Source organism: Streptomyces sp. NPDC101225 (assembly GCF_044767585.1).
Classification (GTDB): Bacteria; Actinomycetota; Actinomycetes; order Streptomycetales; family Streptomycetaceae; genus Streptomyces.
In genome coordinates, this window is the sequence record NZ_JBIWOE010000044.1 from 32420 (window position 1) to 55159 (window position 22740).

A 22740-nucleotide genomic window follows, 5' to 3' on the forward strand; every position below is an offset into this window, starting at 1 on the left:
GGTTTCCCTTTGCCCTTCCCTTGACCCCCACTTTGCGGGTCCCGCCAATTACCCTCATACGCATGACCAGCGACGACACCGCCCGGCCCGGCCGGAACCGCTCCATCGAGACCTACTCCGTGCTCACCCCGGAGCAGACCGGGGCCGTGCTCTCCCTGCTCGCCGACGCCGCCCGTGAGGACGGCCAGCAGGCGGTGTCGGAACAGGGCCGGCTCCAACTGCGCGGCGGAGAGCGCGAGGGCGTGTCCCACCTGCTGCTCAGCGCCGGCGGCCAACTCGTCGGCTACGCCCAGCTGGAGGACACCGACCCGGTGGAGGCGCCGGCCGCCGAGCTGGTGGTGCACCCCGCGCACCGCGGGCAGGGGCACGGGCGGGCGCTGGGCTCGGCGCTGCTGGCCGCCTCCGGCAAGCGGCTGCGGGTCTGGGCGCACGGCGGGCACGCCGCGGCCCGCCACCTCGCGCAGGTTCTCGGGCTCACCCTCTTCCGCGAACTGCGCCAGATGCGGCGGTCGTTGCGCGATCTGAACCTGCCCGAGCCGGTCCTCCCCGCGGACGTCACGGTCCGTGCCTTCGTGCCCGGCACCGACGACGCCGACTGGCTCGCGGTCAACTCCGCCGCTTTCGCCCACCATCCGGAGCAGGGCTCCCTCACCCAGCGCGACCTCGAAGACCGCATGGGCGAGCCGTGGTTCGACCCCGCGGGCTTCTTCCTCGCCTTCCGCGGCGGGCAACTCGTCGGCTTCCACTGGACGAAGGTCCACGCGGCGGAGGAGCTCGGCGAGGTGTACGTCCTCGGCGTCCGGCCGGGCGCGCAGGGCGGCGGCCTCGGCAAGGCCCTCACCACGATCGGCCTGCGCCACCTGGCGGCCCAGGGGCTGCCGGCCGCGATGCTCTACGTCGACGGGGACAACAAGGCGGCGGTGTCGGTGTACGAGCGGCTGGGATTCATCACGTACGAGACGGACTTGATGTACCGGACGGAAACCTGATCCGGGCGGCCGCCGCCCGGCGCCGCAGCGGCTCCGGCAGGCACAGGCCCCACAGCACCGCCGCCCCGACCAGCACCGCCGCCCACCGGTGGTGCGCCGCGGCCCAGCGCTCGTCCCCGACCGGGACCAGCAGGGCCCAGCGACCCGGCAGGAGCAGCGGGGCGACCACGGCGGTGAACAGGAAGGCCGCCGCCACCGAGGGGCCCGGCGCCGGAGCGTCCGTCAGGCGGACGGCCGCCGCGCCGGCCGCGAGGGCCAGCACGCAGGTGGCCGCCGCCTCCAGGGTGAGGGCGCCCACCGGGGGCCGCACCCGCTCCGGGACCAGGAGGAGCGCGGCCGTCCACCACAGGGCGGTGACCGGCACCACGGGCGCGAGCCTGAGGACCGTGCGCAGGGCACGCCGGACCGGCACCGTGGCGGTGGTGTGGCGGGCCGGATCGTCCAGGAGGAAGGCCAGGCCCAGCGCGTGGGCGAGGATCGCGGCGCGCAGCAGGGTCAGGGCGAGCCAGGAATCCGGCGTGCCGCCCGCCAGCCGCGGCGCTCCGACGATCAGCAGCCCGAGGCCGGCCCCCGCCGCCGGTGCCCGCCAGGGCAGCGCGCGCCAGGCGGGCGGCGCCAACTCCCGTGTCATTCGCACGTGTCGGCCGCCTTCGGCGCGGTCACGCCCAGCAGCCGCGCGACCCGCGCGGTCGTCACCTTCGGCGCCGTCAGCTCCGCCCAGTGCGCCCGCACACGCGCGGCGACCGACGCGGCCGGACGGCCCAGCAGCTCCCGTACGACGTCGGTCTGACCAGCCGTCATGTCCATCGGGTCCGTCGGTGACAGGACGATCGCGGAGCCGGTCACGCTGTCGTCGAGGCGGACGTTGCGCAGTGAGGTCATCGGGTCGGGCAGATGACTCAGGGCGAGCCACATGACGGTGACCATCCGGCCGTCGCACAGCGAGCCGGCCGCCTTCTCGTCGCCCGTGACCAGCACGGCGGCGACGGCGGCGGAGAACTCGGGGACCCGGTTGCCGCCCCAGCCGGTACCGACCGACACCTGGTGCGGGTTGGCGGACGGCTGGATCGCGGCGTCGCTGTCCAGGCCGTAGCGGACGTCGATGCGCTGCCGCACGACGAGGGGCTGGGTGCGGGCGGAGCCGCCGGCCGCTGACTGCACGTCGTGCACCACCGCGGCCCAGGTGTCCGCACGGGGCGCCCACTCCGGGTAGGCACAGTACGTGGAGGTCTCGCGCCGTACGCAGATCTGCTCCTTCTCGGGGGAGACCGAGACCCGCTCCCGCGCCGCCGTGGTCGCGGCCGGCAGGGCACCGGTCTGCAGGACGCCGCCGGTCAGCGTGAGCGCCACCGCGCCCGCCACGGCGCCCGAGAGGATCCAGCCGCGGCCGCCGCCCGCCAGCACCGCGAGCAGCGCCACGGTCAGGCCGAGCCCGGCGAGGTACAGGGCGTGCCAGGCGGCGGGCCGGTCCAGCAGAGCGGACGGCAGCGCCTTGGCGTTCGCCACGGTCACGACCGGAGCCAGCCAGCGCGTGCCGCGCTCACCGCTGCCGGCCGGGAACCCTCCGCCGACGAAGAACAGGAGCAGCAGCACGATGAGCATGGGCGCGGCGATCAGCGACGGCAGCAGCCGGGCCAGCAGCACGCCGAGCATCCCGAACAGCAGCACCGTCAGCGGCCCCACGAGCAGTTCGGCGGGCGAACCGCTGCCGACCGCGCCGGGGCGCAGCGCCGCCCAGCCGAACTGGCCGAGCACGCCGGCGGCGGTGAGCACGGCGGCCGGCACGACGGCGAGCGCGTGGGCCGCCGTGCGCAGGGACTGCGGGAGCACCGTGACGGCGAAGTGCCGTTCCGTGTCGCGCCGCCGGGAGCGCAGCACCGCGCGGTTGGCGGAGACCAGCACCGCGAGGCCGACCAGCATCGGGGTGCCCTGGGTGGCCCGGTCGGCGTCCTGGAGCGCGGGGAAGCCGTTCTCGAAGTCCGGGGTCTGCCACACGATCCAGGCGGCGTACGCCGCGAAGGCGAGCAGCACCGGCACGCTCAGCAGCAGCCGGCGCGCCTCGAAGAGGGCGAGGGCGAAGACGGCCGCCCAGGAGTGCCGGGTCCCGGTGCCGCGCACGGCGACCGGGGTCTCCTCCAGTGTCGCGGTCATGCGGCCACCTCCGTGCCGGCGTCGTCCAGGGTGAGCAAGTAGCCGTCCTCCAGCGTGGGTTCGAGCAGGTCGGCGCCGTCGGGCGGGCTGCCGACGTTGCGGAAGGAGCCGGTGCCGGTGCGCCAGCCGGCCTTCGCACCGGGGTCGCGTTCGGCGCTGCTCCACACCCGGCCGGCGGCCTGCGCGGTCAGCTCGGCCGGGGTGCCGTCGAAGCGGATGCGGCCGCTCGCCATCACCAGCACGCGGTGGCAGAGCATCGCCACGTCCTCGGTCTGGTGCGTGGACAGCAGGACCGTGCGGCCCTCGCCCGCCCGGGCGATCAACTCCCGGAAGCGCATGCGCTGTTCGGGGTCGAGACCGACGGTCGGCTCGTCCAGCACCAGGAAGCCGGGGTCGCCGACGAGCGCGGCCGCCAGCGCGACGCGCTGCCGCATCCCGCCGGACAGCTTCTTGATGCGCCTGCCGCGCACGTCGGCGAGGTCGACCTCGTCCAGGATGCGGCGCACCTCGCGGTGGCGCGCGGCCCGGTCCGTCAGCTCCTTGAGGATCGCCACGTAGTCGACGAACTCGAAGGCCGTGAAGTCCGGGTGGAATCCGGGCGCCTGGGGCAGGTAGCCGAGCCTGCGCCGCACCTCCTGCCGGCCGGCCGCGGAGGCCGGGTCGTGCCCGAGCGCGGTGAAGGCGCCCCGGTCGGCGGGCACGGCGGTGGCCAGCACCCGCAGCAAGGTGGTCTTTCCGGCCCCGTTGGGCCCGAGCAGGCCGGTCACGCCCGGTGTCAGCCGCAGCGACACGTCGTCGAGGGCCTGTGTCCCGCCGTAGCGGAGGCTCAGCCCTGAGGCGGAGACGGTGGGGGTCATGCGGCACTCCTGGAGAAGAAGTCGAAGCGGTCACGTACGAGGAGGAGCAGCCCCACGGCGAGGGCGGCCAGCACGGCGGCGGCGCCCTGCCCGGCGGCGGTGAACGGCACGGGCGGGCCGTCGCTCCCCGCCTGTGCGGCGAGCAGCGCGACCCAGGCCCCGCCGACCAGCGACGGCGCGAGCACCGGCCCGAGCCGCGGGGTCAGCGCGAGCCCGGTCGCGGTGAGGGCGAGGGCGGGCAGCAGCCAGGCGAGGGCGCGCAGTCCGTAGGACGGCAGGGCCAGCGTGGCCAGGAGGTTGAGCCCGATGCCGGTGGCGAGCACGGCGACGGTACGGATCATCAGCAGCCGGAACCCGTGCAGCGGGGCGACGACCGCCATCTCGTACGTCGGGTCCATCGCGGGCCCGTAGGCGAGCGCGACCCCGGCGAGCGGCAGCAGCGGCGCGAGGGCGAGGAACAGAGTGGGCGAACCGGCCGAGTACACCGCCCCGACCGTCGCCACCAGCAGGAACACCACCGCCGCGAGCCAGGAGCGGCGCAGCACCGGGGTGGCCGTGAGCAGCCGTGCGGTGTGGTCGGCGATCCCCAGCCGCACCAGCAGCGACTCCAGCCGGCCGGTCCGGGGCGCGTCGAGCTCGGCGTCCAGCCGCTCCCAGCCCGCGTCGAGTCGGGCACGGTCGGCACTACGGGCGAGCACCGCGCGGCACTCGGCGCAGGCCACCAGGTGGGCGTCGGCCGACCACAGCAGCGGCGGCGCCAGCTCACCGCGGGCGTAGGTCCGCAGATCCTCTTCGGCGACATGCCACGTCATACCGTCACCTCCCGCACCGGCCCACGGCCCCGATCGCACACCCGCGCGCTCCGGCCGGCGCCTTCCGCCCCGGCCCGTGCGCCCGCGGACCCCGGCGGCCCGCCGCGCCCACCCCCACGGCCGTCCCCGTACCCGCCCACGGCGCCGCAGCCCCGATCGCACACCCGCCCGCTCATGCCAGCGCCTCCCGCAGCTGTTTCCGGGCCCGCATCGCCCGTGTCTTGACCGTGCCCGGTGGAATTCCGAGCAGGACGGCGGCCTCGCGGGTGGTGAGCCCGTCGATGACCGTGGCCTGCAGGACCGCCCGCAGTTCCGGCGAGAGCCGGACCAGGGCGCCCGCGAGGTCCCCGTGCTCCACCCCCGCGAGCACGCGCTCCTCCGCGGACGCCTCGTCCCGGTGGCGCAGCCGCGCGAGCGCCTGCCGCAGCCGGCCGCGCGCCCCGTCGCCGCGCAGCGCGTCGATCAGCCGCCGTGACCCGATGCGCCACAGCCATCCGGCCGCGTCCTCGCCGTGGCCCTGCTCGCGGTAGCGGGCCTTGCCCCGCCAGATCGCGAGGAACGTCTCCTGCACGACGTCGTCGACCACACCCGCGTCGGCGCAGCGGCCGCGCAGACGCGCGGTCAGCCAGGGCGCGTACCGCCGGTACAGCTCCTCGAAGGCGCGCCGGTCGCCGTCCGCGGCGACGGCGCGCAGCAGCTCCCCGTCGCTTCTCGTTTCGCTCACGTCTCCTCATCGGACGGCCCGGCCGCATCGGTTCACAGGATCGCGCTTGACTTTGCCGCACCCCTTCCACCACCCTTTCACTACTCAATTAGTGAAAGGGTGGTTGTACGAGTGGTCGAGTACCGCATCGACCGGCGCTCCGGCGTCGCCACCTACGTCCAGATCGTCCAGCAGACCAAGCAGGCCCTCCGGCTGGGCCTGCTGGAGCCGGGGGACAGGCTCCCCACGGCCCGCGAGGTGGTGGAGGCCACCGCCGTCAATCCCAACACGGTCCTCAAGGCCTACCGCGAGCTGGAGCGCGAGGGCCTGGTCGAGGCCCGGCGCGGGCTCGGCACCTTCGTCCGCAGGACGCTCGGCGCACAGCCGGCCGACTCGCCGCTGCGGGCCGAACTCGACGCCTGGGCGCAGCGCGCCCGCGCGGCCGGGCTGGACCGCGAGGACGTCGACGCCCTGTTCGGCGCCGTCCTCGACGCGCACTTCCCGAAATCCGACGAGCTCTTCCCTGAGGGGGACCAGTGAGTTCCACGAGCACCACCCCGGCCGTCGCCCTGGAGGCGACCGGGCTCGGCATGCGGTACGGCCGAAGGGCCCCCGCGGCCCTCGACGGCTGTTCCTTCCGCCTGCCCGCCGGCCGGATCAGCGCGCTGGTCGGCCCCAACGGCGCGGGTAAGTCGACCCTGCTCTCACTCGCCGCCGGCCTGCTGCGGCCCACCTCGGGCACGCTCACCGTGCTCGGCGGGACGCCCGGCGAGTGCCGCGACCGCGTCGCCTACCTGGGGCAGAACAAGCCGCTCTACCCGCGGCTGACCATCGCCGAGACCCTGCGCCTGGGCGCCGAGCTCAATCCGGACCGCTGGGACGCGGCCCGCGCCGCCGCGGTCGCCGAACAGGGCGCGCTCGACCCCGGCCTGAAGGTGGGCGGCCTCTCCGGCGGCCAGCGCACCCGCGTCGCCCTCTGCCTCGCCCTCGGCAAGCGGCCCGGTCTGCTGCTGCTCGACGAGCCGATGGCCGACCTCGACCCGCTCGCCCGGCACGAGCTCATGGGCACGCTGATGGCGGACGCCGCCGAGCACGGCACCACCGTCCTGATGTCCTCGCACATCGTCAGCGAGCTCGCCGAGTCCTGCGACCACCTGCTGCTCCTGACCGGCGGCCGGATACGGCTCGGCGGCGGCATCGACGACCTGCTCGCGGCGCACACCGTGGTCACCGGCCGCGGCACCAGCGCCGACCTCGCCCCGCACACGGTCGTCGAGTCCCGTGCGGCCGGCCGCGGCATCACCGCCCTGATCCGCCGCGACGGCCCGGTCGAGGGCACCTGGGCCACCGAAGAACCGTCCCTGGAGGAACTCCTGCTCGCCCATCTGCGCTCCCCCGACGTCCCCGCCCTGCTCACCCCGGGCACGACCGCGGCCCCCGCGGCGGTGACGGCATGACCACCACCGCCCTCTCGGCCCCCGCACCCGCCCGCCGCACACCCACCCGCCCCCGCGGCCTGGTCTGGACGGTGCTGCGCCTGCACCGCACCGCGCTGTGGATCTGGCTCGCCTTCGTCGCCGCCACCGCCGGTTTCCTGCTGTGGCTGACCGGTCCCGCCGCCGACGCCACCCAGCGCAAGCTGGAGACGTTCGGCTACGGCGGGGTCCTGGAGGCGTCCTCCACCTCGGCGACCCTGCTCTCCTTCACCTCGGGCGCGTACAACAACCTCTTCTACGACCCCGACACCCTGATCACGCTCGCCTCCTTCGCCGTGGCCCTGTTCGCCGCCGGACCGCTGATCGCCCGCGAACTGGAGGACGGCACCGCGCAGCTCGCCTGGACGCAGTCGGTCTCCCCCGCGCGCTGGCTCGCCGCCAAGCTCGCCGTGCCCGCGTGCTTCCTCGTCCTCGGCAACGGCCTGCTGGCCACGCTCTACCGGCAGCTGTGGCACGCCCACGGCAATCTGCTGGTGGCCGGCATCGGCCCCCGCTCCCTCTACTTCTCGGTCGGCCCGGCCACCGTCGCCGCGCCCCTGCTGGGCCTCGCCCTGGGCGCGCTCATCGGCCTCGCGGTGCGCCGCACCCTGCCCGCGCTCGCCCTCAGCGGGTTCGCCTACTTCCTGGTCTACGCCTTCCGCGGCAACCACTGGCCCTTCCAGGGCCGCTACCAGCAGCCGGAGCTGCACTCCCGCAGCTGGGCGATCGACACCTCCGGCGCCAAGGTCCCCGACCCGGGCTGCTACGACGACCGCCACTGCCTGGCCGCCCACCACATCGCCCGCTTCGGCCGCGCGTACCTCCCCTCCCCCGACTACTGGCCCCGCCAGCTCCTGGAGACGGGTGTCCTGCTGGCCCTCACCGCCCTGGCCGCCGCCGCGGCGTTCGCCGTCCTGCGCCGCCGCGCCGTGTGACCCGTCCGGCGCCGCCGCCGTCCCTCCCGGGCTTCCACCGACGGGAGGGACGTCCGTATCCTCCGGAGGCGGCCCGTCAGCCAGGTCTTACGCCGGACCCGTCGCCGTAGACGCCCGGGAGCCGCCCCCAGATATCCCGCACGCCATGTCGCCGTAACCAACGGTTCAGACGGGCTTGCGACCCTCGGCCAATGACGCCCTCCGTGCCGAAGCCTTCGCCACCCCCAGAGGGGCCCGCGGGGAACGGGGACGCCCTAGGGGGACCCGGGACGGGTCCCGGCTCCGTGAACGCCCTCCCTCCCGCGCTTTCCGACGCGCCCGTATCGCCCGTGGCGCGGAAGAATGGGTTCATGAGTCAGCACGACACCGCCCAGGCACAGGTCCAGCACGCGCAGCCCTCCGTGGGCTCCATAGCCGCGCACCGCCCGCACACGGTGGCCGCGGCGGTATCCGACCTGGAACCCGACATCGATGCGGACCTCGACGCGTACGAGGAGTCGCCGTACGACGGGCCCCAGCTGCCGCAGGGCCGGTTCCTCGACCGGGAGCGAAGCTGGCTCGCCTTCAACGAGCGCGTCCTGGAGCTCGCCGAGGACCCGAACACGCCCCTGCTCGAACGGGCCAACTTCCTCGCGATCTTCGCCAGCAACCTGGACGAGTTCTTCATGGTCCGGGTGGCCGGCCTGAAGCGGCGCATCGCCACCGGCGTCGCCACCCGTTCGGCCTCCGGCCTCCAGCCGCGTGAAGTGCTGGAGATGATCTGGGCCCGCTCGCGCGAACTCATGGCCCGGCACGCCGCCTGCTACCACGAGGACGTCGCCCCCGCGCTCGCGGAGGAGGGCATCCACCTCGTCCGCTGGAGCGAGCTGACGGAGAAGGAGCAGGCGCGCCTGTTCACCCTCTTCCGCCACCAGATCTTCCCGGTCCTCACCCCCCTCGCGGTCGACCCGGCGCACCCCTTCCCCTACATCTCCGGCCTCTCCCTGAACCTGGCCGTCGTCGTACGCAACCCCGTCACGGGCCACAAGCACTTCGCCCGCGTCAAGGTGCCGCCGCTGCTGTCCCGCTTCCTGGAGAGCTCCCCCGGCCGCTACGTCCCCATCGAGGACGTCATCGCGGCCCACCTGGAGGAGCTGTTCCCGGGCATGGAGGTCCTGGAGCACCACGCCTTCCGGCTCACCCGCAACGAGGACCTCGAGGTCGAGGAGGACGACGCCGAGAACCTGCTCCAGGCCCTGGAGAAGGAGCTCATGCGACGCCGCTTCGGGCCGCCGGTGCGCCTGGAGGTGGAGGAGTCGATCGACCGCGAGGTGCTGGACCTGCTGGTGCGCGAGCTGAAGATCTCCGAGGCCGAGGTGTATCCGCTGCCGGGTCCCCTGGACCTCACGGGCCTCTTCCGCGTCGCCGGCCTCGACCGTCCCGAGCTGAAGTACCGCAAGTTCGTCGCCGGCGTCCACCGCGACCTCGCCGAGGTCGAGTCGGCCTCCGCGCCCGACATCTTCGCGGCACTGCGCAGCCGGGACGTCCTGCTGCACCACCCCTACGACTCCTTCTCCACCTCCGTGCAGGCGTTCCTGGAGCAGGCGGCCAACGACCCGGACGTCCTCGCCATCAAGCAGACCCTGTACCGCACCTCCGGCGACTCCCCGATAGTCGACGCCCTCATCGACGCCGCCGAGGCCGGCAAGCAGGTCCTGGTGCTGGTCGAGATCAAGGCCCGCTTCGACGAGCACGCCAACATCAAGTGGGCGCGCAAGCTGGAGGAGGCGGGCTGCCACGTCGTCTACGGCCTGGTCGGCCTCAAGACGCACTGCAAGCTCTCCCTGGTGGTCCGCCAGGAAGGCGACACGCTACGGCGCTACAGCCACGTCGGCACCGGCAACTACCACCCGAAGACGGCGCGGCTCTACGAGGACCTCGGCCTGCTCACCGCCGACCCCCAGGTGGGCGCCGACCTCTCGGACCTCTTCAACCGGCTGTCCGGATACTCGCGCCGGGAGACCTACCGCCGTCTCCTGGTCGCCCCCAAGTCCCTGCGCGACGGCCTCATCTCGCGGATCAACAAGGAGGCCCAGCACCACCGTGCGGGCCGGCCCGCCTTCGTCCGCATCAAGGTCAACTCGATGGTCGACGAGGCCGTCATCGACGCGCTCTACCGGGTGTCGCAGGCAGGCGTGCCGGTCGAGATCTGGGTACGCGGCATCTGCGCCATCCGCCCGGGCGTCGCGGGCCTGTCGGAGAACATCCGGGTCCGCTCCGTCCTCGGCCGCTTCCTCGAACACTCCCGGGTCTTCGCCTTCGGCAACGGCGGCGAGCCCGAGGTGTGGATCGGCAGCGCCGACATGATGCACCGCAACCTCGACCGCCGTATCGAGGCCCTGGTCAGGGTGACCGACCCGGCCCACCGCGCAGCCCTGAACCGGCTGCTGGAGACGGGCATGTCCGACACGACCTCCTCCTGGCACCTCGGGCCGGACGGCGACTGGGTCCGGCACGCCACCGACGCGGACGGCCAACCCCTGCGGAATGTCCAGGAGATGCTCATAGACGCCCGGAGGCGCCGGCGTGGCACAGCAACACCTTGACCCGACGGACCCCGCGGCCGGGCCCGCCCCCACAGGTGACGCCCTCGCGGGCTATCTGCGGGCCCAGGCCACGGAGTTCCTTCGCGCCCTGCGCCAGCACCGGGAGACCGGAGCCGCGGCCCAGGGCGGCACGGAGGATCCCGTCGACGCGGCGCGCGCCCTGCGCCGCTCGGTCCGCCGCATCAGCGGCAGCCTGCACACCTTCCGCCCCCTGCTGGACGCCGACTGGTCCGAGGACCTGCGCCCCGAACTCGCCTGGCTGTCGGGGACACTGACGATGGAGCACGCGTACGCGGCACGGCTGGAACGACTGCTGCTGGCGCTGCACAGGCTGTCGGGGGCGGCGGCGTTCCCGGTCCAGACGGCGGCCCCGGCGGGCATGTCCGCCGTCGTGGACGCGACCCCGGGCGGCCGGGACGCGCCCACGGCGGACCGCGGCAACCTGACCGTCGGCGCGGCGAAGGCGGGCGCCCTGCTCGAACGCCAGCTCACCCTCGCCCGGACCCGCGCCCACAGCACCGCCCTGCAGGCCCTGGGATCGAGCCGCTTCCACGCCGTCGCCGACAAGGTCGCCGTACTGGCCAGCGAGGTCCCGCTCACCGCCGCCGCCCCCACGGCCGACCTCCGCCCGTCGGCCGCCGCGGCCGAGGAGCGGCTGACGGACGCCGTGACCGCGCTGCCGCTCGTCACCGCGGGCAGCCCGTACAACGCGGAGGCCCTGATCCACGGCCTCTCCCCGGACCCCTCGCCGCACCCCCAGGACGCCCCCTGGCACCAGGTCCGGCTGCTGCTGCGGCTGCACCGCTACGCCCGCGAGACGCTGTACGGCACCAAGGGTCCCGTCGACATCCGCCTGCTGACCGCGGGCCAGGCCCTCGACCGCCACCGCGACGCCTCGGAGGCCGCGGCCGCGGCGGCCTCGGCGGCCCGCACCCCGCGCATCGCCCCGGCCACCGCCTACGCGCTCGGGGTGCTGCACGCCGACCAGCGGCACGAGGTGGAGGCGGCCCGCTTCGCCTTCCAGCAGTGCTGGCAGAAGCAGGCCGTGAGCACGTCCTGAGCTGTGAACCCCGTCGAAGGAGGCGGTGAGCCGGTGACTCAGACCAACGACACCCTCATCCTGGCGGCCGGCTGCGTCCTGTGGCGCCGTTCCCCGGTCGACGGCGAGCTGGAGATCTGCCTCGTCCACCGGCCGAAGTACGACGACTGGTCACACCCCAAGGGCAAGCTGAAGCGCGGCGAGGACCCGGTCACGGGCGCGCTGCGCGAGGTCGAGGAGGAGACGGGGTACACCGCCGTCCCCGGGGGTGAGCTGGCCACCCTGCGGTACATGGTCAACGGCCGCCCCAAGCAGGTGCGTTACTGGGCGGCCGAGGCGTCCGGCGGCCACTTCACGCCCAACGAGGAGGTGGACCGCATCCTGTGGCTCTCCCCCGCGGCGGCCCGCAGCCGCCTGACCCAGTTCCGCGACCGCACCCTCGTCGACGAACTGTTCACGGCTTCCTAGGTCTTCACCGAGGTCGCGTGCCCGTCGGCGTCCGTACGGGCCTGGCTGCGGGCTCTGCGCGCGGGGCCGCGCCACCCGCAGCTGCACCGTGCGAAACAGAACCGGCCCTGTTCGACCGTCGTCGTGCGATGTTCCTGCTGCGCCACGCCGACCACGGTACCGAGCCCGCGTGCCGCATTCATCAGCTGCCTCCGGCAGCGGGCTTCCGCAGGGGCGTGACGGCCCCCTCCCACCCGTCGTTAAGCGGAACGAGCCCGTGACGGACGTACCGGCTGGGGGGTAGACAGGCGATGGCGGAGCTGCAGCGGACGGGGACGCTCGTCGCGGCGGGACTGATGGTCTGCGTCTGCATGGGGGCGGCCGGCTGCGCCGGCACCGGGGCCGCCGCCGAGGACCCCCGCGCCTCCGACCCCGTGGAGACCCTGCGGCACGCCGCCGGGACCCTGGTGGAGGCGGGCACGTCGAAGGCCCGCACCTCGATGGAGATGGCCACCGGCGGCACCCGCGTCACGATCCGCGGCGAGGGCGACTACGACTTCCGGCGGCGGCTCGGCAGCCTGCGCGTGCAGCTCCCGCAGACCCCGGCCGGCACCGCCGAGCACCGCCCGATCACCGAACTGCTCGCACCCGGGGCCCTGTTCATGAAGAACCGGGGCGCGGGCGTGCCGGCCGACAAATGGGTACGGGTCGACACGGCGTCCCTCTCCGACGGCAATCTGGTCACCGGCGGGGCCACCGACCCCTACGCCGCCGCGGAGTTGCTGCGCGGGACGCGCACGGCGACCTATCTCGGCCGCACCGAGTTCGCGGGCGTCGAGGTGCGGCACTACCGCGGCACCGCCGACCTCGCGACGGCGGCGAAGGGCGCCTCCGAAGGCGTCCGCGCCTCGCTCGCCGCGGCGGCGAAAGGGTTCGCCACGGCCGAGGTGCCGTTCGACGCCTACCTCGACGACCAGGGCCGCATCCGCAAGATCCGGCACCGGTTCAGCTTCGTCAACGGGCGGGAGAAGAGCGCCGTCGCGGTCGCCTCGACGACCCTGCTGTACGGCTTCGGGACCCCCGTCGACGTACGGTTGCCCGCGGCGAAGGACATCTACGCGGGGAAGATCGCCGAGTAGCGGGCCGGGGGCGGGACGGCCTGCGGGCGTCAAGAACTAGCCCGTCCGTGCCATGCGCGGTGCGTAGGCCGCTCCCTACTCTAGGAAGTCGGTAACGGCAGAGATGAGGTGATGCACGTGGCTCCGGTCGGCGGTACGGCAGTTCAGGACCACGTGGCCCTCGCCGAGATCGAGCTGTGCGGAGAGCTGATCATCGCGGCCTCGGCCGCGGAGGAGCGGCTCAGCCTGGAGAGCATCGACGAGGTGCTGAAAGTGGCCGAAGAGCGTGCCCGTGCGGGGGACACGGACGCCTGACCTCCATGCCTCGGGGCGCGGCCGGGCCCCTGCCCGCCGCGCCTCGGCCCGCCGCCGGACCCCACACGGGGGGCCGCTCAGGTGCGCAGCAGCCGCCCGATGGCCTTCGTGGCCTCCTCGACCTTCGCGTCGATCTCGTCGCCGCCCTGGAGAGCGGCGTCGGCGACGCAGTGCCGCAGGTGCTCCTCCAGCAGCTGCAGCGCGAAGGACTGCAGGGCCTTGGTGGAGGCGGACACCTGGGTCAGTATGTCGATGCAGTAGGTGTCCTCGTCCACCATCCGCTGCAGTCCCCGGATCTGGCCCTCGATCCGGCGCAGCCGCTTGAGATGCTCGTCCTTCTGCTTGTGGTACCCGTGCGTCACGTTCTGTGCGCTGCTGCCGGTGGGCGCGGTCGCGCCGGCCTCGGTGGTCGTCATCGCGTCCTCCCACAAGTCGTGCGGACATATACCCCAGGTGGGTATATCGTACCGAACTTTGCCGGGTATAGGGCCCTTGGCCGACACCGGATCCGAAGCCTCGCACCGCCCCCGTGCCGACCACTCTGCCCGATGGGCGACACTGGGGGACGGCCCGTTAGCCGTGGCCGGATGATGCGCCTAGCATCAGCCTGACCGAAACCGAAGCACCTAGAGGACCCCACGTGCGCTTTCGTCTGACCCCCAGGGAGACGAGCTTCTACGACATGTTCGCCGCGTCCGCGGACAACATCGTCACGGGCTCGAAGCTCCTGATGGAACTGCTCGGGGCGGACACTCCTGCCCGGGCCGAGATCGCAGAGCGTATGCGGGCCGCGGAACACGCAGGCGACGACGCCACGCACGCGATCTTCCACCAGCTGAACTCCTCGTTCATCACGCCGTTCGACCGCGAGGACATCTACTCCCTCGCCTCGTCCCTCGACGACATCATGGACTTCATGGAGGAGGCCGTCGACCTGGTCGTCCTCTACAACGTGGAGGAACTCCCCAAGGGCGTCGAACAGCAGATCGAGGTCCTGGCGCGGGCGGCCGAGCTGACGGCCGAGGCCATGCCGAACCTGCGGACGATGGACAACCTCACCGAGTACTGGATCGAGGTCAACCGGCTGGAGAACCAGGCCGACCAGATCCACCGCAAGCTGCTCGCGCACCTCTTCAACGGCAAGTACGACGCGATCGAGGTGCTGAAGCTCAAGCAGATCGTGGACGTGCTGGAAGAGGCCGCCGACGCTTTCGAGCATGTGGCGAACACGGTGGAGACCATCGCCGTCAAGGAGTCCTGAGGCGTCGATGGACACCTTCGCTCTCATCGTGACCATCGCGGTCGCGCTCTTCTTCACGTACACCAACGGCTTCCACGACTCGGCGAACGCGATCGCGACGTCGGTGTCGACGCGCGCGCTGACCCCCCGGGCGGCGCTCGCGATGGCCGCCGTGATGAATCTCGCGGGCGCCTTCCTGGGCTCCGGGATCGCCAAGACCGTCAGCGAGGGCCTGATCGAGACCCCGCAGGGGTCGACGGGAATGGCCATCCTCTTCGCCGGCCTGGTCGGCGCGATCGTCTGGAACCTCGTCACCTGGTACTTCGGGCTGCCCTCCTCGTCCTCCCACGCCCTGTTCGGCGGCCTGGTGGGCGCGGCGCTGGCCGGCGGCACGGAGGTCATCTGGCACGGCGTGATCGACAAGATCGTCATCCCGATGTTCCTGTCGCCGATCGTCGGCCTGATCGTCGGCTACCTCGTCATGACGGCGATCCTGTGGCTCTTCCGCCGGTCCAACCCGCACAAGGCCAAGCGCGGCTTCCGGATCGCGCAGACGGTCTCGGCGGCGGGCATGGCGCTCGGCCACGGCCTCCAGGACGCCCAGAAGACGATGGGCGTCGTGGTGATGGCACTGGTGATTTCCGGCCACGAGACCTACGGCGACCCGATCCCGGTCTGGGTCAAGATCGTCTGCGCGGTCATGCTCTCCCTGGGCACCTACGCCGGCGGCTGGCGCATCATGCGCACCCTCGGCCGCAAGATCATCGAACTGGACCCGCCGCAGGGCTTCGCCGCGGAGACCACCGGCGCGGCGATCATGTTCACCACGGCCTTCCTCTTCAAGGCCCCCATCTCCACCACCCACGTCATCACCTCGGCGATCATGGGCGTCGGCGCCACCAAGCGCGTGAACGCGGTCCGCTGGGGCGTGGCCAAGAACATCGTCCTCGGCTGGTTCATCACGATGCCGGCCGCGGCCCTGGTGGCAGCGGCGGCGTACTGGCTCGTGGACCTGGCGTTCCTGTAGGAGGCCGGGGCCCCTTCGGGCGGCGACGACGACGGGCCCGCCCCCGGGAGCCGGGGGCGGGCCCCTATCGTCCCCGCGGTGGCACCGCCATGCAGCACCGCGGGGGGTCCTGCCGGCCTAGCCGAAGCGGCCGGAGATGTAGTCCTCGGTCGCCTGGACCGACGGGTTGGAGAAGATCCGCTCCGTGTCGTCGATCTCGATCAGCTTGCCGGGCTGCCCGACGGCGGCGAGGTTGAAGAACGCCGTACGGTCCGAGACGCGCGCCGCCTGCTGCATGTTGTGCGTCACGATGACGATCGTGAAGCGCTCCTTGAGCTCACCGATCAGGTCCTCGATGGCGAGGGTGGAGATCGGGTCCAGGGCGGAGCAGGGCTCGTCCATGAGCAGCACCTTCGGCTCGACCGCGATCGCGCGGGCGATGCACAGACGCTGCTGCTGACCACCGGACAGACCCGCGCCGGGCTTGTTCAGGCGGTCCTTGACCTCGTTCCAGAGGTTCGCGCCCCTGAGCGACTTCTCGACGATGTCGCCGAGTTCGCTCTTCTTGTAGTTGCCGTTCAGCCGCAGCCCCGCGGCCACGTTGTCGAAGATCGACATCGTGGGGAAGGGGTTCGGGCGCTGGAACACCATGCCGATCTCGCGCCGTACGGACACCGGGTCGACCCCGGTGCCGTACAGGTCCTGGTCGTCCAGCAGCACCTTGCCCTCGACCCGGCCGCCCGGGGTGACCTCGTGCATGCGGTTGAGGGTGCGCAGGAACGTCGACTTGCCGCAGCCGGAGGGGCCGATGAAGGCCGTCACGGTGCGGGGCTCCACGGTCATCGAGATGTCCTCGATCGCCTTGTGGGAGCTGTAGTAGGCGGTCAGTCCGCTGACGTCGATTCGCTTGGCCATGATTACGTCACTTCCAGATTTCTTCGGTCGCCGATGGCCCCGCCCGGCGGAGCCGGAAATTGTCGCCTCAGCGACCGGTCTTCGGGGCCTTCCAGCGGGCGATCGCCCGGGCCACCAGGTTCAGGATCATCACGAAGGCGATCAGGACGAGCGCCGCCGACCAGGCACGGTCGTACGCCTGCGGCGTACCGCCGACGTACTGCTCGTAGATGTAGTACGGCAGCGACGACTGCGGCCCGTCGAACGGGTCGTTGTTGATCAGCTGGTTGCCGAACACGAGCAGCAGGACCGGGGCGGTCTCACCGGCGATGCGGGCCACGGCCAGCATGATGCCGGTCATGATGCCGCCGATGGCGGTGGGCAGGACCACCTTCAGGATGGTGCGCCACTTGGGCACGCCGAGGGCCAGGGACGCCTCGCGCAACTCGTTCGGCACGAGCTTCAGCATCTCCTCGGTCGACCGGACGACGACCGGGATCATCAGGATGACCAGGGCGAGCGAACCGGCGAAACCGGAGTAGTGGAAGCCGAGGGTGAGGATCCAGAAGGACAGGATGAACAGACCGGAGACGATCGACGGAATGCCCGTCATGACGTCCACGAAGAAGGTGACGGCCAGGGCCAGCTTGCCCCGTCCGTACTCGACCAGGTAGACGGCGGTCAGCACGCCGATCGGGACGGCGATCAGGGAGGCGAGGCCCACCTGCTCCAGGGTGCCGATGATCGCGTGGTAGACACCGCCCCCGTCGTCGGTGGCGAGCACGCCCGCCATCGAGTGGCTGAGGAAGTTCCCGTCGAGGGCCTTCACGCCGCGCACGACGGTCTCCTCGACCAGCGAGTACAGCGGGACGACCGCGACCACGAAGGAGGCCCAGACCAGGCTGGTGGCCACGCGGTCCTTGGCCTGCCGGCGGTCCTCCACGACGGAGGTGATCACATAGGTGCCGGCGATGAAGAGGATCAGGGCGATCAGGCCCCACTGGATCCTGCTGGACAGGCCGAACACGATCCCGATCAGCACGCCGAGGGCGATCGCCCCCGCGGCGATGGCGACCGGAGCCCAGCGGGGCATCCTGCGATGGGACAGGGCCGAGCCGGGGACGCGGGGACCCGCGGCCGGACGCTTGTGGGTGATGGTCTCGCTCATGCGTTGGCCCCCGAGTACTCCTTGCGGCGGGCGATGATCACCCGGGCCGCGCCGTTCACCACGAGGGTGATCACGAACAGCACCAGACCGGAGGCGATCAGGGCGTTCAGACCGAGCCCCGTGGCCTCGCCGTAGTGCGAGGCGATGTTCGCGGCGAAGGTGCCGCCGCCCGGGTCGAGCAGGTGCAGGCTCAGCACGTCCGAGGACGAGAGCACGGTGGCCACGGCCATGGTCTCGCCGAGCGCGCGGCCCAGGCCGAGCATGGAGGCGCTGATGATGCCGGAGCGGGCGAAGGGGAGGACCGACATGCGGATGACCTCCCACCGCGTGGCGCCCAGGGCCAGCGCGGCCTCCTCGTGCGCGAGCGGGACCTGGCGGAAGACCTCACGGCTGACGTTGGTGATGATCGGCAGGATCATGATCGCCAGCAGGATGCCCACGGTGAACAGGTTGCGGGGCGCGGTACCGGGGTTGGACTGGTCGAAGATGACGGTCCAGCCGAAGTACTGGTCCAGCCACGCCGTCGTCCCTTCCATGTGCGGCACCAGGAAGAGCGCCCCCCACAGGCCGTAGACGATGCTGGGGACGGCGGCGAGCAGGTCGATGATGTACGCGAGCGGGCCGGCCAGCCGGCGCGGCGCGTAGTGCGTGATGAAGAGCGCGATGCCGATCGCGATCGGGACCGCCAGGACCATCGCGACGATCGAGCTGACGACCGTGCCGTACAGCAGGACCGCGATGCCGAAGACCGCCGGGGTGGCGTTGGCGTTCCACTCGAACGTCGTGAGGAAGTTGCCGTGGTCCTTGGAGATGGCGCTCACGGCACGGGTGGTGAGGAAGACCGCGATGGCGGCCATGATCACGAGCAGCAGGATGCCGGAGCCCCGGGAGAGGCCGGCGAAGACGCGGTCACCGGGGCGGGTGACGGTTCGTGTACTCGTGCCCGCGTCGGGCGCGGGTGCTTCTTGCTGTACGGGTATTCCCATGGATTTCTCCGGTCTGGGTGGGGGGATCTCACCCCCGGCGGCGGTGCACCGGATGGGGGACGGTCATGGGGCCGGTCCCGCGGTCGGTGGACCACGGGACCAGTCTCATGCCGTCGTCTTCCTGCTCGTGGCGATCAGGCGAGGGAGTCGATCGCCGAGCGGACCTTGGTGGCGATCTCGTCGGGCAGCGGGGCGTAGCCCTGGTCCTTCAGCGTCGCCTGGCCGTCCTCGCTGGCGATGTAGTTCAGGAACGCCTTGGTGGCGGGCAGGGTCTCGGCCTTGTTGCCCTTCTGGCAGGCGATCTCGTAGGTCACCAGGACGATCGGCCAGGCGCCGTCCTCCTTGGTGGCGTAGTCGAGCTGGAGGGAGAGGTCACCGTTGGTGCCGACGACCTTGCCGGCCGAGATCGCCTTCGAGGCGCTGTCGGTGGTCAGCTCGACCGGCGCGGAGGCACCGGTGTCCAGCTTGGCCGTCTGGAGCTTGTTGGAGGTGGCGTACGACATCTCGTCGTAGCCGATGGCGCCCTGGGTCTGCTTGACGCCCGCCGCGACACCGGAGGAACCCTTGGCGGACTGGCCGCCCTTGGCCTGCCAGGACTTGCCGCCGCTGTACTTCCAGTCGTCGGGGGCGGCGGCCTTCAGGTACTTGGTGAAGTTGTCCGTGGTGCCCGAGTCCTCGGTGCGGTGGAAGGCCTGGATGGACGTGCCGGGCAGCTTGGCGTCCGGGTTCAGCTTCTGGATCGCCTTGTCGTTCCACTTCGTGATCTTGCCGTCGAAGATCTTGGCCGTGGTGGAGGCGTCCAGGACGAGGCCGTCCACACCGGGCAGGTTGTAGATCAGGGCGATCGGCCCGCCGACCATCGGAAGGTCGATGGCCTGGCTGTCGCTGCAGACCTTCTTGGACTGCGCCATCTCCTCCGGCTTCAGCGCCGAGTCGGAGCCCGCGAACGAGGTGCTGCCCTGCAGGAACTCCTGAATGCCCGCACCGGAGCCGACGCCCTTGTAGTTGACCTGGACGCTGGAGCACGCCTGCATGAAGTTCTTGGACCAGGTGGCCATGGCGTTCTGCTGCGCGGTGGAACCGGAGGCCAGGAGCTGGCCCTTGGCGTCCGCACACTTGATGGCGCTGGCGTTCGTCGACGAGGATGCGCTGCTGCTGCCGCCGCTGCTGTTGTCGTCCGAACCGCACGCCGTGAGGACCAGGGCGCTCGACGCGGCGATGGCACCGAGGGCGATGGCCCGCCGATTCATGCGCTGAAGCTTCACTTGAAAGAGTTCCTTCCAGGAGCCGCCGTCCTGAATCCGGCGGCGTGCGGAGTCGAAAACTTGGGCGACCTGAGGTCGCCCCACTTCGAGCGGCCCGCGTCGCGTAAGGCCGAAATTAGGCAGATCAGGTGAAGCCGCCGATGGCCGCAAATGAACGCGAGGTGAACCCCTGCAGACGTTGTGGTTAGGTCACGGAACGCTTACGGCGAGGGCACACCCTGGTTCCGGTCCACGGTGGCAGAGCGGTGATACTTCCTTCTGGAACCCATGAGGTCGGCGAGCCGTCTCGTTCCCCGAGAGCAATCGGGAGGCACAGCATGCAACGGCGTACGTTCATAGGCGGCGGCACGGCCGCCCTGGCCGCGCTCGCCACGGCCTGCAAGGGCGGGGCCGCCGACGCGGACACCAGCAGTTCGTCGTCCTCCTCATCGTCCACCGGTACGTCGGTCCGGGCCACCGGAACCCCCGCCGCCCCCGCGAACTGGACCGCTCTCGCGCACGGCCTGGACGGCACCCTGATACGCCCGGGCGAGGCCGACTGGGCCGCGGCCCACCAGCTCTACAACACCCGCTTCGACGGCCTGAAGCCCGCGGCCGTGGCCTACGCCGCCCACACCGACGACATCCGTACGGTCCTCGCCTACGCCCGCGCCCACCACATCCGGGTCGCGATCCGCAACGGCGGCCACTCCTACGCCGGCTGGTCCTCGGGCAACGGCAAGCTGGTCCTCGACGTCTCCCGGCTGAAGCAGATCCGGGTGAGCGGCGGCCAGGCCGTCGTCGGCGCCGGCGCCAAGCTGATCGACGTCTACCGCGGTCTCGCCGCGAAGGGCGTGACCATCCCCGCCGGCTCCTGCCCCACGGTCGGCGTCTCCGGCCTGGTCCTCGGCGGCGGCCACGGCGTGGTCTCCCGGGCCTACGGACTGACCTGCGACAACCTCACCCGGGCGACCCTGATCACGGCGGACGGCAAGGAACTCGTCGCCAGCGCCACCGAGCACAAGGACCTGTTCTGGGCCCTGCGCGGCGCGGGCAACGGCAACTTCGGCGTCGTGACCGAACTGCACTTCAGGACCCATCCGGCCCCGCAGGCCGTGACGGGCTATCTCACCTGGCCCTGGTCGAAGGCGGCCGCGGTGGTCAGGGCCTGGCAGGAGTGGGGCCCGAGCCAGCCCGACGAGATCTGGTCCGCGCTGCACCTGGCGAACGCCGCGGGAGGCACCCCGACCGTCTCCGTCGCCTGCTTCTCCGTCGGCGGCTACGGCGAGCTGAAGAACGCGGTGGACCGCCTGGCCGACAAGGTCGGCGCCAACGCGAGCAGCGTCTCGCTGCGCCGCCGCGGCTACGAGGAGGCCATGGAGATCTACGCCGGCTGCTCCTCCTTCTCCTCCCAGGCGCAGTGCCACCTCCCCGGCCCCACCCCGGGCCGCTCAACGCAGGGCGCACTCGGCAGGGAGACGTACGCGGCACGCTCCGACTTCTTCGACCGCTCGCTCTCGGCCGCCGGGATACAGACCCTGCTCAGGCAGATGACGTCGGTACGCGGCGGCTCCGGCAGCATCGCCCTGACGGCCCTCGGCGGCGCGGTCAACCGCGTCTCCCCCACCGCCACGGCCTTCGTCCACCGCCGCTCCCGCATGCTGGCGCAGTACATCGCGTCCTGGCGGGCCGGCACGACGGGCTCCACCGCCCAGTCCTGGCTGACCTCGGCCCACGACGCGATGAAGCCGTACGCCTCCGGGGCGGCCTACCAGAACTACACGGACCCGACGCTCACGAACTGGCGCAAGGCCTACTACGGTGACGCGGCGACCCGCCTGGCGACGCTGAAGAAGCAGTACGACCCGAACCGCTTCTTCACCTACCCGCAGGCGCTGTAGGGCCCGCCGCACCGCGCCTGTTCCGGGTTTCCACGACGCCGGCGGCCGGCGGCGCGGCCGGCCGCGCGCTCAGGCCGCGAGGTCCCGCTCCTGCGGCCCCGCCGCCCCGGACCGGGCCTCCGGGATCACGGCGTCCCGCCCCGTCGCCGAGCGCGAGCGGGACCACACCAGCGGGCCGCCCCACGACGACCGCCCGACCGCCGCCATCAGCGGCGTCAGCAGGGCCATCGCGACGGGCGAGAGCAGCAGCGCGACCGCCGTGCCGAGCGCGAACCCGCCCACCACGTCGGTCGGGTAGTGCACCCCCATGTAGACCCGGCAGAACCCTTCGAGCAGGGCCAGCCCGATCCCGACGAGACCGAACTTGCGGTGGGCGACGAACAGCCCGACCCCCAGGGCCATGGTGATCGTCGCGTGGTCGCTCACGAACGAGTAGTCGGTCTTGCCGGACACCAGGACGTCCAGCCCCTGGTGGGTACGGAAGGGCCGGGGCCGTTCGACGAAGCCCCGTATCGGCACGTTCACCAGCACGGCGAGCGCGGCGGCCAGCGGGGCCCACACCAGCGCGGCCACGGACGAGGCGGCGTCCTGCCCGCCCCGGCGCCGCACGGACCACCAGCACCAGACCACGAGCAGCACCATGGCGGCCGGCAGCCCGTACTCACCGACGAAGGCCATGCCCCGGTCGAACCAGTGCGGCGCGTCCTGGGCCAGGCCGTTGATGTCGTAGAGCAGGTCGACGTCGGGGTTCGACCCGGATTCGGCGAGTCCAGCCATGGTGCTGCGGCTCCTTCGTCGTCTGCTGCCGGGCGCGCTCGCACACGCCTACGTGAACAGGAACGCACGGTCCCGCTTAGTACGTTCCACAGTCCACC

General features: G+C 72.1%; 24 protein-coding genes. 12 read left to right on the plus strand and 12 right to left on the minus strand.

The features are described 5' to 3' along the window. Positions 1 to 62: 62 nt before the first annotated feature. Positions 63 to 989, plus strand: coding sequence for a mycothiol synthase (gene mshD, locus ACIRPX_RS38400; protein ID WP_404204110.1), 927 nt, complete (start codon positions 63 to 65; stop codon positions 987 to 989). Here the strand turns inward: mshD and ACIRPX_RS38405 are convergent. The 5 genes from ACIRPX_RS38405 to ACIRPX_RS38425 form a co-directional block, all read right to left on the minus strand. Then, the gene (locus tag ACIRPX_RS38405) at positions 949 to 1620 is read right to left on the minus strand and encodes an ABC transporter (RefSeq protein WP_404204166.1); all 672 of its coding nucleotides are present in this window, start codon (positions 1618 to 1620) and stop codon (positions 949 to 951) included. The genes mshD and ACIRPX_RS38405 overlap by 41 nt on opposite strands. Beyond that, positions 1617 to 3140: an ABC transporter permease gene (locus ACIRPX_RS38410; RefSeq protein ID WP_404204111.1), complete on the minus strand. Its 1524-nt coding sequence runs from the start codon at positions 3138 to 3140 to the stop codon at positions 1617 to 1619. The genes ACIRPX_RS38405 and ACIRPX_RS38410 overlap by 4 nt, the downstream gene beginning before the upstream one ends. Continuing rightward, complete coding sequence (locus ACIRPX_RS38415; RefSeq protein WP_404204113.1) at positions 3137 to 3997, minus strand: ABC transporter ATP-binding protein; 861 nt, start codon at positions 3995 to 3997, stop codon at positions 3137 to 3139. The genes ACIRPX_RS38410 and ACIRPX_RS38415 overlap by 4 nt, the downstream gene beginning before the upstream one ends. Continuing rightward, positions 3994 to 4809, minus strand: coding sequence for a zf-HC2 domain-containing protein (locus ACIRPX_RS38420; RefSeq protein WP_404204115.1), 816 nt, complete (start codon positions 4807 to 4809; stop codon positions 3994 to 3996). Before ACIRPX_RS38420 ends, ACIRPX_RS38415 begins: the two co-directional genes overlap by 4 nt. 172 nt (positions 4810 to 4981) lie before the next feature. Continuing rightward, complete coding sequence (locus ACIRPX_RS38425) at positions 4982 to 5533, minus strand: RNA polymerase sigma factor (protein ID WP_404204117.1); 552 nt, start codon at positions 5531 to 5533, stop codon at positions 4982 to 4984. 111 nt (positions 5534 to 5644) lie between these two features. Between ACIRPX_RS38425 and ACIRPX_RS38430 the strand changes: the two genes are divergently transcribed. The 6 genes from ACIRPX_RS38430 to ACIRPX_RS38455 all read left to right on the plus strand — a co-directional run bounded on the left by ACIRPX_RS38430 (position 5645) and on the right by ACIRPX_RS38455 (position 12014). After that, the gene (locus ACIRPX_RS38430; RefSeq protein ID WP_404204168.1) at positions 5645 to 6052 is read left to right on the plus strand and encodes a GntR family transcriptional regulator; all 408 of its coding nucleotides are present in this window, start codon (positions 5645 to 5647) and stop codon (positions 6050 to 6052) included. Continuing rightward, positions 6049 to 6969: an ABC transporter ATP-binding protein gene (locus ACIRPX_RS38435; RefSeq protein WP_404204119.1), complete on the plus strand. Its 921-nt coding sequence runs from the start codon at positions 6049 to 6051 to the stop codon at positions 6967 to 6969. The genes ACIRPX_RS38430 and ACIRPX_RS38435 overlap by 4 nt, the downstream gene beginning before the upstream one ends. Then, positions 6966 to 7922 carry a hypothetical protein gene (locus ACIRPX_RS38440; protein WP_404204121.1) on the plus strand — a complete coding sequence of 319 codons (957 nt, stop codon included), beginning with the start codon at positions 6966 to 6968 and terminating at the stop codon, positions 7920 to 7922. The genes ACIRPX_RS38435 and ACIRPX_RS38440 overlap by 4 nt, the downstream gene beginning before the upstream one ends. 350 nt (positions 7923 to 8272) lie before the next feature. Next, a complete protein-coding gene (locus ACIRPX_RS38445; RefSeq protein ID WP_404204123.1) occupies positions 8273 to 10507 on the plus strand; it encodes an RNA degradosome polyphosphate kinase in 2235 nt (744 codons plus the stop codon). Further along, a complete protein-coding gene (locus tag ACIRPX_RS38450; RefSeq protein WP_404204125.1) occupies positions 10488 to 11567 on the plus strand; it encodes a CHAD domain-containing protein in 1080 nt (359 codons plus the stop codon). The genes ACIRPX_RS38445 and ACIRPX_RS38450 overlap by 20 nt, the downstream gene beginning before the upstream one ends. Positions 11568 to 11600: 33 nt before the next feature. Beyond that, entirely contained in the window at positions 11601 to 12014 is a 414-nt protein-coding gene (locus ACIRPX_RS38455; protein WP_404204127.1) for an NUDIX hydrolase, read from the plus strand. On the opposite strand, the gene ACIRPX_RS38460 is transcribed toward ACIRPX_RS38455, so the two are convergent. Then, positions 12011 to 12196 carry a hypothetical protein gene (locus tag ACIRPX_RS38460; protein ID WP_404204129.1) on the minus strand — a complete coding sequence of 62 codons (186 nt, stop codon included), beginning with the start codon at positions 12194 to 12196 and terminating at the stop codon, positions 12011 to 12013. The two genes, ACIRPX_RS38455 and ACIRPX_RS38460, sit on opposite strands and share 4 nt — an antisense overlap. Positions 12197 to 12304: 108 nt before the next feature. Between ACIRPX_RS38460 and ACIRPX_RS38465 the strand changes: the two genes are divergently transcribed. Both ACIRPX_RS38465 and ACIRPX_RS38470 read left to right on the plus strand, forming a co-directional pair. Further along, positions 12305 to 13132, plus strand: coding sequence for a hypothetical protein (locus ACIRPX_RS38465; protein ID WP_404204131.1), 828 nt, complete (start codon positions 12305 to 12307; stop codon positions 13130 to 13132). Positions 13133 to 13243: 111 nt separating this feature from the next. Next, entirely contained in the window at positions 13244 to 13426 is a 183-nt protein-coding gene (locus tag ACIRPX_RS38470; RefSeq protein WP_384251197.1) for a hypothetical protein, read from the plus strand. 77 nt (positions 13427 to 13503) lie between these two features. Here ACIRPX_RS38470 and ACIRPX_RS38475 read toward each other — a convergent pair whose 3' ends face one another. Next, a complete protein-coding gene (locus tag ACIRPX_RS38475; protein ID WP_404204134.1) occupies positions 13504 to 13842 on the minus strand; it encodes a metal-sensitive transcriptional regulator in 339 nt (112 codons plus the stop codon). A gap of 224 nt (positions 13843 to 14066) precedes the next feature. Here ACIRPX_RS38475 and ACIRPX_RS38480 point away from each other — a divergent pair, with 224 nt between their 5' ends. Together ACIRPX_RS38480 and ACIRPX_RS38485 are read left to right on the plus strand one after the other, a co-directional pair. Beyond that, positions 14067 to 14687: a DUF47 domain-containing protein gene (locus ACIRPX_RS38480; protein ID WP_030576801.1), complete on the plus strand. Its 621-nt coding sequence runs from the start codon at positions 14067 to 14069 to the stop codon at positions 14685 to 14687. Positions 14688 to 14694: 7 nt separating this feature from the next. Beyond that, on the plus strand, positions 14695 to 15693 hold the full coding sequence (locus ACIRPX_RS38485) for an anion permease (RefSeq protein WP_404204137.1): 999 nt from the start codon (positions 14695 to 14697) through the stop codon (positions 15691 to 15693). 117 nt (positions 15694 to 15810) lie between these two features. Here the strand turns inward: ACIRPX_RS38485 and pstB are convergent, their stop codons facing one another. From pstB to pstS, 4 genes are all read right to left on the minus strand, one after another. Next, positions 15811 to 16587 (minus strand): phosphate ABC transporter ATP-binding protein PstB, encoded by a 777-nt coding sequence (pstB, locus tag ACIRPX_RS38490; protein ID WP_404204139.1) that lies wholly within the window; start codon positions 16585 to 16587, stop codon positions 15811 to 15813. 67 nt (positions 16588 to 16654) lie between these two features. After that, on the minus strand, positions 16655 to 17734 hold the full coding sequence (pstA, locus tag ACIRPX_RS38495) for a phosphate ABC transporter permease PstA (RefSeq protein ID WP_404204141.1): 1080 nt from the start codon (positions 17732 to 17734) through the stop codon (positions 16655 to 16657). After that, complete coding sequence (gene pstC / locus ACIRPX_RS38500) at positions 17731 to 18720, minus strand: phosphate ABC transporter permease subunit PstC (protein WP_404204143.1); 990 nt, start codon at positions 18718 to 18720, stop codon at positions 17731 to 17733. Before pstC ends, pstA begins: the two co-directional genes overlap by 4 nt. Positions 18721 to 18854: 134 nt before the next feature. After that, positions 18855 to 19985, minus strand: coding sequence for a phosphate ABC transporter substrate-binding protein PstS (pstS, locus tag ACIRPX_RS38505; RefSeq protein WP_404204145.1), 1131 nt, complete (start codon positions 19983 to 19985; stop codon positions 18855 to 18857). A 317-nt stretch (positions 19986 to 20302) separates the two neighbouring features. On the opposite strand from pstS, the gene ACIRPX_RS38510 reads away from it, so the two are divergent. Next, entirely contained in the window at positions 20303 to 21865 is a 1563-nt protein-coding gene (locus tag ACIRPX_RS38510) for an FAD-binding oxidoreductase (protein WP_404204147.1), read from the plus strand. Between the two features lie 69 nt (positions 21866 to 21934). On the opposite strand, the gene ACIRPX_RS38515 is transcribed toward ACIRPX_RS38510, so the two are convergent. Continuing rightward, positions 21935 to 22642, minus strand: coding sequence for a phosphatase PAP2 family protein (locus ACIRPX_RS38515; RefSeq protein WP_404204149.1), 708 nt, complete (start codon positions 22640 to 22642; stop codon positions 21935 to 21937). Positions 22643 to 22740: the final 98 nt, after the last annotated feature.